Source organism: Mesorhizobium sp. M7A.F.Ca.AU.002.02.1.1 (genome assembly GCF_003998535.1).
In the GTDB taxonomy this organism is placed as follows: Bacteria; Pseudomonadota; Alphaproteobacteria; order Rhizobiales; family Rhizobiaceae; genus Mesorhizobium; species Mesorhizobium ciceri.
The window spans coordinates 1-9,795 of record NZ_RZPB01000160.1 but is presented as its reverse complement, the minus strand read 5'-3'; the positions used below and the strand labels follow the sequence as shown (position 1 = coordinate 9,795).

The following is a 9,795-nucleotide window of genomic DNA, read 5'->3' as shown; positions in this document are numbered from 1 at the left end:
GCGAACTGGTTCAGCGCCTCAGGGCTTGCCGACGATCGTCAGGCGCAGGCCGTTGCCGAGATAGCGGATGGGCGGTTCGTGGAAGGGGTCCGCGAAATGCGGGAGGCGTCATTTCAGGTTTTCGATCCAATCGCCGCGGGCAAACCGTCTGCGGTCGAACCGCTCGGCGTGTTGTTCTCGCGCACGGCAAGCTCGCTTGCCGCCGGGTCTATCGAGCTGGATGGCACCAGGCCGGAGCTTGCCCTTGGCCGGTGGCGCGATCCGGACGCCGTCACCGCGTTGCTGGCCATGCTGTCCATCGAAGCGTTCTTCACCCTGCCGCGCGACAGGCTGCATTCCTGCCCTCGCTGTGGCTGGCTTTTCCTCGATACGTCGCGAGGCGGCAAGCGGCGCTGGTGCAGCATGCGCACCTGCGGCAACCGCGAGAAGGTGTCGCGCCACCGAGATCATACCGACGTCTAGACTGGGTTAGCGCACCACGTCGCCTTTGCTGCGGGCGGGCCGGATGCCGGCGCGTCACTCCGGAAGACCGGCCTTGCGAAAACCATCGACGAAATGCTCGAGCGTAGCGGCGTCGCGGAATGGCTCGGTCGTCGCCCAGTGATGGGTTGTGAAATGCGGGTTGCCGACGAGGAACAGTTCAGCCTCTGCGCGCGCCTCGTCGAGCCGGCCGAGTTGGGCCATGCTTGCCGCCAGGAAACGGCGTGAGCTTGTGCGATAGGTCTCGTCACGGCGCAACGTCTCGATAGCGGCTTGGTAGTCGCGCGCCGCATATTGCGCCTGGCCGAGCGTCAGATAGTACCAGCTCGCCGGAAACGGGTTCAGCCGGAACGCCTTGCCGATGTGCTCGAGGCCCTCTTCGACCCGTCCGGCCAGGACCGCGATGTCGGACAATGCCGCCCAGGTGTCGGCCTCGTTCGGGTCGAGCTCGATCGCTTTGGCGAATTCCGCATCCGCTTCAGTGAAGCTGCGCTCATAGGCAAGCAGATAAGCCAGGATCCAGCGACAGCCGGCATCGTTGGGATCGATCGCCACCGCCTTGCGCGCCAGCTCCAGGGCAACGCTGCGGGCAGCCTCGGTTGGTCCGCCCCAATGCACCTGTCCCATCCAGTGGTTCATGGCAAGCCAACGATAGGGCTCGGCATAATCAGGATCGAGCGACACCGCGCGCGTCAGCATCAGATGCGCTTCCTGCGCCATCTGCGGCGAGTCGTCGATCAGCTTTCGCGCCCGCACGCAGAGGTCGTAGGCCTCCAGATTTCGCGGCCGATTGCGCGGCGGCGGCGCGCGCAGCCGGCCAAGCAGCGCTTCCACGATCTTGGCCGTCACCTCGTCTTGAACGGCAAAGATATCCTCCAGGCCGCGATCGAAGCGTTCCGCCCACAGATGATCGCCACTCATCGCGTCGACCAGCTGTGCGTTGATGCGCACGCGCCCCGCGGCGCGTCTTGCACTGCCTTCCAACAGGTAGCGCACGCCAAGATCCCCGGCGATCTCGCGCACGTCCATCGCTTTTCCCTTGTAGGCAAAGGTCGAGTTGCGGGCGATGACGAACAGGCCGGAGATTCTGGACAGGTCGGTGATCAGGTCTTCCGTCAACCCATCCACGAAGGGATCCTGCTCGGGATCGTTGCTGAAATTGACGAAGGGCAGCACGGCTATCGACGGTTTGTCGGGCAGCGGCAAGGGTTTTCGCCTGGCCTCGCCCAGCTGTTCGACGGCCCCAGTGAAACGGTAGCCGACGCGCGGAACGGTGGATATCCATTCGCCGTTGTCGCCGACGGGGCCAAGCAGCTTGCGCAGCTGCGCGATCTGGACGGTGAGATTGCCTTCCTCGACGGCCGTGCCCGGCCACGCGGCGTCCATCAGTTCGGCTTTTCCGAGGATTTCGCCGGGCCGCCCGACGAGTGCCGCAAGCAGGCTCAGCCCGCGATAGCCGACGGCAACGGGGACATCGTTCCGAAGCAGCGTTCCCGCATGCGGATCAAGCACGAACGGACCAAAGGCAAAACGCGATCCCTGCATAGGCGCATCTATAGGGCCGCTCTAGCTCGTTTGGAAGTTTTGGGAACTATTTGGGAGGGCTTAATTACGGCGCCGTCCGTATCGCGCAGAATTCAACCTCATCGAGAGCCCTAGGCCCTCAAACCATATGGAGGTTGCCATGACCAATACCCTCACTTGTGCAGCGCGGCCGGGAACGCCCGTGCGGCCGGCATCGCGCCGGCTCCTAAAGACCCTGCGAAGCATCATCGCGAGCTGGCACGATCGGACCTGGCGCGAGCGGATACGCTTTCGCTGGCAGCTCAGGCAAATGTCGAAGGACAATCCGCATCTGATCGACGATATCGGCCTGACGATACAGCAGGTCGAGGGAGAGATCGCCAAGTCCTTCTGGGAACGATAGAGCGAAATGCCGCAAATCGCGTCGACCGTCAGCGCACCGCCTCGCGAGGGGCGCCGGCCAGGCGGGTGGCGATCAGCTTGTCGATGCGGCGGCCGTCGAGATCGACCACCTCGAAGCGCCAGCCCTGCGCGTCGACGCATTCGCCAGTCGCCGGCAGATGGTGCATATGCGACAGCACATAGCCGGCGACGGTTTCGTAATCGCGGTTTTCCGGCAGGTCGATGCCGAGAATGTCGGCCATCTCGTCGGCCTGCATGTAGCCGGCGAGCAGCCACGAGCCGTCCTCGCGCTTGACCGCGTTTTCCTCGTCGCCGGCGTCGGTGTCGGCGCGGAACACGCCGGTGATGGCTTCCAGAATGTCGGCCGGGGTGACGATGCCTTCGAAATGGCCGTATTCGTCATGCACCAGCGCCATCGGCACGTCGGATTCCTTTAGCTTCTGCAGCACATCGAGCGCGTCGGCCTGGTCGTAGACGATGGGGGCTGCGCGCACATGCCTGCGCGGATCGAGCACGCGGCCGGCAAGCAGTGCGGCCAGCACATCACGCGTCTGGACGACGCCGACCATGACGTCGACGCCGCCGTCGCCTGCCGGCAGGCGCGAATGCTGGGTTTCCATGAGCAGCTTGCGGATGGCCGCCTCGTCGGATTGCAGATTGATCCAGTCGACTTCGGTGCGCGGCGTCATCACCGCGCGCACGGCGCGGTCGCCAAGCCGCATGACGCCGGCGATCATGCGCCGCTCGTCGGATTCGATGGTGCCGTGATGCTCGGCCTCGGCGACCAGCATCTTGATCTCCTCGTCGGTGACCTTTTCCTCGCTTTCGCCGCGCTGACCGAGCAGCCACAATATGGTGCGGCCGGAGAAGTCGAGCAGGAAGACCAGCGGCGCCGACACCGTGGCGAGGATGGTCATCGCCGGAGCGACCCTGGCGGCGACCCGCTCGGGATCACGCAACGCGATCTGCTTGGGCACCAGCTCGCCGACGATCAGCGAGAAATAGGTGATGATAGCAACGACGATGCCGACGCCTAGCGGGTCGGCGACAGTCTCGCGGATGCCGGTCGAAGCCAGGAACTGCGCCAGCCGTTCGCCGAGCGTGGCGCCGGAAAAGGCGCCGGAGAGGACGCCGACCAAGGTGATGCCGATCTGCACCGAGGACAGGAACTTGCCGGGATTTGAGCCAAGATCAAGGGCGCGGCCGGCGCCATTGGTGCCGCGGTCGATCATCGCTTTCAGCCTGGCCGGGCGCGACGAGACGATGGCGAGCTCGGACATCGACAAAAGGCCGTTCACGCAGATGAGGACGACCACGATAGCGATTTCGACGTATAACATGAGCGGTCAATAGCATTGTGGCGCGGTCTTCGAAAATAGTCCGGCGTGATTTTTGAGAAATGACCGGTATTTCGCTCACGCGGCATCCCAGGGCGGCGCCGAAAAATGTTCGACGAGGGCGTCGACGACAACCCGCACCTTTGGCGTGAGCGCGCGCGTCACCGGCCAGACGGCATGCACGACGATGTTCTCGACCAGGCATTCCGACAGCACCATTTCGAGATCGCCGCTTTTGAGGCTGTCGGCGGCCAGCCATGTCGGCAGGAAGGCGATGCCGCAGCCGGCGAGCGCCGCATCCAGCATCGGTTCGCCATGGCCGAGAACGAGCCGCGCCTTGGGCACGAAGGTTGCGAGATGGCCGTCGGAATGTCTGATCACCCAGGGGCGGACGATGCCCTCGCGACCGTAGCCAATGACGCTGTGATCGGCGAGATCCTCGACCGATTGCGGCCGGCCATGCCTGTCGAGATAGTCGGGAGCCGCGCATATGGCCGAGCGCTGAGCATAGAGGCGCCTGGCCGCAAGCGACAGGCTGTCGTCGAGTTCGCCCATGCGGATCGCCAGGTCGATACCCTCCTCGATCAGGTCGACGCGGCGGTCATTGAAGGAGACTTCCACCGTCAGGTCCGGAAATTTCCTCGAAATCTCGAACAGCACGGGAGCGACGCAGCGTCGGCCGAAGGCCAGCGGCACGTCGACCCGAAGCCGGCCAGACGGGACCTGCCGACGCGAGGCGAGCAGCGACTGTGCGGCTTCGATCTCGGCCAGGGCCCGGACGCAGGCTTCATAGTAGCTGATGCCTTCGCTGGTCGGACTGAGACTGCGGGTGGTGCGGTTCAACAAGCGAACGCCGAGCCTCTGCTCCAGCTGCGCGATCGATTTGCCGATCGCCGACTTCGTCACATGCAGCCGCTCGCCGGCGCTAGTGAAGCTGCCGGCCTCCACCGCCTGCACAAACGCGACGGTGCCTTGCAGGTCGGCCGTTTCCATGGCGATTTCCTATTGTCGACTTTTAGTCCGCAATCAGTGTCAAATTATACCGCACGGAAGCACTATTTTCTATAATCGAAAGGCATAAATGTCTCGCCTGGCATCAATGCACGGAGCGCGAGACGACATGAGCACCCCAATCAACAGATCCTGGCAGATGAGCGGTTTTGGCCTGTCGAGGCTAAGCCAGGTGGAAGGCAAGGTGCCCGAGCCAGGGCCGCACGATTTGCTGGTCCGGACCAAGGCCGTATCGCTCAACTACAAGGACAAGATGATCGTGGACGGCGTGCTGATCCCCGACCTTGCCTTTCCCTTCGTGCCGACATCCGACGCGGTGGGCGAAGTGGTGTCCGTCGGCAGTGCCGTCAGCCGCTTTCAGGTCGGCCAGCGCGTGCTTGGCCAGGTGATCGCCGATTGGCCGGATGGCGACGCACCGCCGGTGCTGCATAAGCACACGCTGGGGTCGTCGCTGTCGGGTATGCTTTCCGATCATGTCATCTTCGGCGAGGACGCCGCGGTGCTGGCGCCGCTGTCGCTCGGCGACATCGAGGCCGCGACATTGCCGATCGCGGCGCTGACGGCCTGGTTCGCCATGGCCGAGGCGACCAAACCGGTGCCGGGTCAGACCATTCTGATCCAGGGCACCGGCGGCGTGTCGCTGTTTGCGCTGCAGTTCGCCACTGCGTTCGGCCTGCGCGCCATCGTCACCTCAAGCAGTGATGAAAAGCTTGAGCGGGCGAGAAAGCTTGGCGCCTGGCAAGGGATCAACTACCGCACGCAACCGGCCTGGGACGATGCCGCGCGTGAGCTGACGAACGGGCTGGGCGTGAACCACGTGCTGGAAATGGTCGGCGGCGACAATGCACGGCGATCGCTGAACGCGCTGGCCGCCGACGGCCGGCTGTCGATCATCGGCCTGCTGGGCGCGATGGAGCTCAGCTTTCCCATCCTGCCCTTCATGCGCAACCGCATCACCGTGCAGGGCCTGTCGATCGGCCATCGCCGTGCTTTCGAGCGCATGAATCAGGCGATCGAGGCGCTGGCGATCAAGCCGGTCATCGACAAGGTTTTTGGCTTCGATGAGGTGCCGCAGGCCTTGCAACATCTGGAGAAAGGGCCGTTCGGCAAGATCGTGATCACCACGACCTGACTTTTGCGATGTCATGGCAACTGCTTCAACACGCCGACAATTGCCTCGCCGTCCGTGAAATAGGGATCGCCGCCGCCATTGCGTCCCGCCTTGGTGGCGCCGACGCCCGATATGTCGCTGGTCGAGAGCAGCATGCCGGCAGTGGCCAGGTCGCGCATCAGGAAATCGCGCTCGGCGTCGATGTCGGGGCCGATATGGTGGGTGACGGCGCCGGTGTCGTGGCTGAAGCCGACGCCGCGATCGAAGCTGGCCGAGCCCAGCCACAGCGGCCGGCCATCGTCGCCGCTTGCATCGGTCTGCCAGAAGCGGACATGATGCCGTCGGTCGGCGCTGATGCCCTCCGGCTTTTCGAAGGCGAGATCCTGGGCACGGCCATCGAACAGCAGCCTGCTGACCGGCGCATCGGGATAGGGGTGGTCGAACAGCACGCTTTCACCGATCTCGATCGCGGTCTTCAGGGTGACGGCGTCGGCGGTGTCCCAGCCGGCAACGGCAAAGGCGTGGACCACCTCCTTCTGCGTGCCGACAAGGCCGACATTGATCGGGTCGCCCGGAATGCCTTGCGGCGTGTGCGTCAGCATCTCGAAGCGATGCGTGCGAAAACCTCGATCGCGGAACGTCCAGAATTCCGGTGCGGCGAAATAGGCGAGCGCCAGATACGCGGCCAACAAGGTCGCCGCCCAGATCATAATGCGTCGCCGAACGCTTCGTTGACCCATGAATGCCGCTCAAATGTTCCGGCATCACATTAGGCGTTGTCATGGCATTCAGGCAAAGGATACCCGGCACCGATCTAACGGCAGGCGCGATAACCGTTCTTGCGGTTCTTGATGTCGAAATGAAAATGGTTGCGGTGGTCGTAATTGTAGCCGGGGCCGAGCACGGTGGTGAAGTACTGGCAGCCGTCGGCGCGCACATTGTTGAGGAAGCCACGGGTGCGGAAGGCGAACAGGCCGGGCTTGCGCACATCGATGTCGTCGCCATTGTTGAGCTCGATGCTCATGACGTCGAGCGCATTGCCCTTGCCGTGTTCGGACAGGACGCCTTCGCCGGCAATCCGGCGGCAGGAATAGCTGGAGCCCTGGTGTATGGTCCTGACGCCGGAGAAATAACGCCAGCGGGCGGAGGGAACGAGTTCGTTCTTCGTCCAGCCGGCAAAGGTAGCTGCCATGTCGCAGGTCAGGGTTGCGGCGGGTTTCATCTGGATGTTGCCGATGGCCGAGACCTTGACCGGATAATCGATGCCGCACTGGCCTTCATGGATCGGCGCCAGGTCGGTGTAGGCGACATCGAGGCGCTTCAATTGCTGACGGCAGTCGGTTTCGCTGGCCGGCATCTGCTCGACGGGCGACATCGGCTCGTCCATGCGCGGATAAGCGGCCTGCGTCATGTACGGATTGGAAGGGACAAGCTTCTGCATGCCGGCATATTGCGGCACGGCAGCCGTCTGCGCGCCGACGTCGACGGCCGGCTGCAGCGACAGCACACTGCCGGTGTTGCAGGCGGAAAGCGCCGCCAGCGCCAGACCGGCGGTCAGCATTGCTGCATATTTTGACTGGCGCGCGGTGGCGAAAAACACGGCCCGAAATTTGCCGGCCATTGGCGGAATCCCGTTGATGGATATCCGGCATTTTAACGATCAAGGGTAAAGGAAAACTCAGCGTCCGCGTTCATGCCTGCGGCCGAATTGCGGCACGCGGCCTGGATCAGCCCTGATCACTGGCAGAACGTTCCGCCATGACGGCGCGGTTCGAGATCGAGATGGAAATGCAGGGAATGATCGGCGTCGGCGCCTGGGCCGAGCACCGTCTTGAAGGGTCCGCAGGCGGCCTTGCGAACATTGTTGAGGAATTTGGCGTCTTTCTCCGGCGGCGCCGGGCCGACCTCGATCTTCTTGCCGTCCGACAGCGTGAAGCTGGCGATGTCGAGCGCGTTGCCGAACGCGTGTTCCGACAGTTTTCGTGTGCCGTTGCGTGGCCGGCAGACAAAAGCCGATGCCTGGCCGATCGATTTCAGGTCCGCACCGAATTCGGCCTTTGCCGCCGGCTGGATGACATCGGCGGCAAAACGCGCCGTCGCCTCGGCCATCTTGCAGTTGAGCTCGGTGCCCGGGGCAATCGCGATCGACTTTCCAAGGGTCTTCAGCACGATGGGGTAGGGAATCGAACAGCCGATTTCGGGCTGGCTTTCCGCCTTGTACTCTTCGAATTCGACGCCGAGCGTCTTTAGCCGTTCGCGGCATGCGACTTCCTCGACCGGCATTTTTTCATCGGGCACGTCGGCCGAGCGCGGATCGGGCAGCATCTTCTTCTCGTCCGCGTCGGCCGGCTTTTGCGGTGGCTGCGGGGCGACGGTTGGCGGCTGGGCCTCGGGTTCTGCAATGTCAGGCTTTTGTGTCGGCGTTGGCGCGACGTCCGGCGGCTCCGGCTCGTTTTCCCCGGTTGATGGCTCCGGAGCCAATGGCTCGGGACGTGCCTGCTTTTCCTGGTGGGATTTTTCTTCCTTGAAACGGTCGGGCGCTTCCGCGGCCTTCGGCCCTACGCGCTTTTGCTCCTCGGTCTTTGCAGCTTCAGCCTTTGGTGCGTCCGCCGGGCGTGGTTCGGGCACCGGAATGCCGGGTTGGGTTATCGGAGTGCCGGGTTCGGGCACGGGAACATCGGCAGGCGAGGGCAGCGATGTCTGCGTTTTCTGCTGTGTCTGCTTTGGCGTGACCTGCCGGTGGCGCCGTGGTTTCAAACGCTTTCCGCCCCTTGGTTTCAGGGGCTGGTCGGCTCGTGGTGTCAGCGGCTGCTCGACCCGCGGCGTCGGGGGCTTATGATGCCGATGGGGATGTCTCGCCTCGACCGGCATCACCAGCAAGGCCGTGACGGCCACGGTCAACGCAATCCTGCATATTCGGGAAAAGACGATCGACCCCATCGCCCTCAACGGCGCCGACGCAAGGTGGTTGCCTTGGCCGCATCACGAACGGTAACCGCTCCGTTACGCACCGATCGCTTCCAGCCCTTCCTCCAGCCAGTCGGCGAGCAGCGGCATGCCAAGCAGGTATTTCGCGGTGCGCTTGTTGGCGCGTTCGCGCGCGGCGGCCAGCGCGTCCGCCCATTCGGTGGCGTCGTAGTCGCCGCGACCGACCCAGGCCAACGCGATCAGCTCGGCTGCTTCATCGACATTGAGGTCGTTGATCAGCTCGCGCAGCTCTTCTTCGGTCAGGTTCTCGGAGCTTTCCTCGGCAAGGCCGTCATGGTGATGGTTGACATGGGACTCGCCGTCGAGTTCGACCTCGTGCTCGGCGCCATCGGCATAGTCTTCATTGACGGCCGCACTCAGTGCCTTGGCCTTGAGGATGAACAGGCGCACCGTGTCGGGGCCGATCGAAAGCTCCCAGTCCTTTTCAAGCCGCCGCTGCAAGGGCCGTCTCCCTCAGGTCGTTTGCCGGATGATAGCGGATTCGCGGCATCCGTCACCTGATGTTCTCCCGCCCGCAATTTTCCGGGATGAAACGCAAGCCGACCGGCGTTAGTATTGCATTCTCACCCCTCCAGGAGGTTTCGATGCATAAAAGAGTGCTGATCCAGGCGGCGAGCGCATTGCTCGTTCTACAGTTCCTTGCCGTTCCGGTGTTCGCCGCGGGCAGCGGGGGCAGCGGCGGTGACGAAACCGTCACCCAGTGCAAGAAGGGCCAGGTCTGGGACAAGAAGAAGAAAAAGTGCGTCGCGCCCCAGGAAGGCATGCTCGACGACGACAGCATCTATGATGCAGGCCACGCGCTGGCGATGGCCGGGCGCTATGACGAGGCGATTGCCGTGCTCAGCCTCGCCGCCAACAAGCAGGATCCGCGCATCCTCAACTATCTCGGCTATTCGCACCGCCATTCCGGCCGCGTCACCGTCGGCCTCGGCTATTACGAGG

Annotated in this window: 11 protein-coding genes; 4 read left to right on the top strand and 7 right to left on the bottom strand. The window is 63.7% G+C overall.

Annotated elements, in window-relative coordinates; translation table 11 throughout:
• Positions 1 to 462: CGNR zinc finger domain-containing protein (locus EN879_RS12695; protein WP_164774390.1), on the top strand; the 462-nt coding region annotated here is incomplete at its 5' end.
• A 54-nt stretch (positions 463 to 516) separates the two neighbouring features.
• On the opposite strand, the gene EN879_RS12690 is transcribed toward EN879_RS12695, so the two are convergent.
• Positions 517 to 2,025 (bottom strand): winged helix-turn-helix domain-containing tetratricopeptide repeat protein, encoded by a 1,509-nt coding sequence (locus tag EN879_RS12690; protein WP_063168818.1) that lies wholly within the window; start codon positions 2,023 to 2,025, stop codon positions 517 to 519.
• 139 nt (positions 2,026 to 2,164) lie between these two features.
• On the opposite strand from EN879_RS12690, the gene EN879_RS12685 reads away from it, so the two are divergent.
• Positions 2,165 to 2,407 (top strand): hypothetical protein, encoded by a 243-nt coding sequence (locus EN879_RS12685; RefSeq protein ID WP_013530057.1) that lies wholly within the window; start codon positions 2,165 to 2,167, stop codon positions 2,405 to 2,407.
• Between the two features lie 28 nt (positions 2,408 to 2,435).
• On the opposite strand, the gene EN879_RS12680 is transcribed toward EN879_RS12685, so the two are convergent.
• Both EN879_RS12680 and EN879_RS12675 read right to left on the bottom strand, forming a co-directional pair.
• Positions 2,436 to 3,746, bottom strand: coding sequence for a hemolysin family protein (locus EN879_RS12680; RefSeq protein WP_024504164.1), 1,311 nt, complete (start codon positions 3,744 to 3,746; stop codon positions 2,436 to 2,438).
• A gap of 75 nt (positions 3,747 to 3,821) precedes the next feature.
• On the bottom strand, positions 3,822 to 4,736 hold the full coding sequence (locus tag EN879_RS12675) for a LysR family transcriptional regulator (RefSeq protein WP_063168817.1): 915 nt from the start codon (positions 4,734 to 4,736) through the stop codon (positions 3,822 to 3,824).
• A 127-nt stretch (positions 4,737 to 4,863) separates the two neighbouring features.
• Between EN879_RS12675 and EN879_RS12670 the strand changes: the two genes are divergently transcribed.
• Entirely contained in the window at positions 4,864 to 5,886 is a 1,023-nt protein-coding gene (locus EN879_RS12670) for an NAD(P)-dependent alcohol dehydrogenase (protein WP_013530060.1), read from the top strand.
• Positions 5,887 to 5,897: 11 nt separating this feature from the next.
• On the opposite strand, the gene EN879_RS12665 is transcribed toward EN879_RS12670, so the two are convergent.
• From EN879_RS12665 to EN879_RS12650, 4 genes are all read right to left on the bottom strand, one after another.
• The gene (locus EN879_RS12665) at positions 5,898 to 6,605 is read right to left on the bottom strand and encodes an LssY C-terminal domain-containing protein (RefSeq protein WP_063168816.1); all 708 of its coding nucleotides are present in this window, start codon (positions 6,603 to 6,605) and stop codon (positions 5,898 to 5,900) included.
• 74 nt (positions 6,606 to 6,679) lie between these two features.
• On the bottom strand, positions 6,680 to 7,486 hold the full coding sequence (locus tag EN879_RS12660) for an extensin family protein (protein ID WP_027162117.1): 807 nt from the start codon (positions 7,484 to 7,486) through the stop codon (positions 6,680 to 6,682).
• A 116-nt stretch (positions 7,487 to 7,602) separates the two neighbouring features.
• Positions 7,603 to 8,736, bottom strand: coding sequence for an extensin family protein (locus tag EN879_RS12655; protein WP_164774391.1), 1,134 nt, complete (start codon positions 8,734 to 8,736; stop codon positions 7,603 to 7,605).
• A 132-nt stretch (positions 8,737 to 8,868) separates the two neighbouring features.
• A complete protein-coding gene (locus EN879_RS12650; protein WP_013530064.1) occupies positions 8,869 to 9,294 on the bottom strand; it encodes a DUF3775 domain-containing protein in 426 nt (141 codons plus the stop codon).
• A 143-nt stretch (positions 9,295 to 9,437) separates the two neighbouring features.
• On the opposite strand from EN879_RS12650, the gene EN879_RS12645 reads away from it, so the two are divergent.
• On the top strand, positions 9,438 to 9,795 hold a 358-nt coding region (locus EN879_RS12645; RefSeq protein WP_127274074.1), incomplete at its 3' end, for a tetratricopeptide repeat protein.

Coding starts and splice junctions, on each gene's coding strand:
- EN879_RS12690 (WP_063168818.1), bottom strand. CDS start 2,025: ATGCAGGGATCGCGTTTTGCCTTTGGTCCGTTCGTGCTTGATCCGCAT.
- EN879_RS12685 (WP_013530057.1), top strand. CDS start 2,165: ATGACCAATACCCTCACTTGTGCAGCGCGGCCGGGAACGCCCGTGCGG.
- EN879_RS12680 (WP_024504164.1), bottom strand. CDS start 3,746: ATGTTATACGTCGAAATCGCTATCGTGGTCGTCCTCATCTGCGTGAAC.
- EN879_RS12675 (WP_063168817.1), bottom strand. CDS start 4,736: ATGGAAACGGCCGACCTGCAAGGCACCGTCGCGTTTGTGCAGGCGGTG.
- EN879_RS12670 (WP_013530060.1), top strand. CDS start 4,864: ATGAGCACCCCAATCAACAGATCCTGGCAGATGAGCGGTTTTGGCCTG.
- EN879_RS12665 (WP_063168816.1), bottom strand. CDS start 6,605: ATGGGTCAACGAAGCGTTCGGCGACGCATTATGATCTGGGCGGCGACC.
- EN879_RS12660 (WP_027162117.1), bottom strand. CDS start 7,486: ATGGCCGGCAAATTTCGGGCCGTGTTTTTCGCCACCGCGCGCCAGTCA.
- EN879_RS12655 (WP_164774391.1), bottom strand. CDS start 8,736: ATGCCGGTCGAGGCGAGACATCCCCATCGGCATCATAAGCCCCCGACG.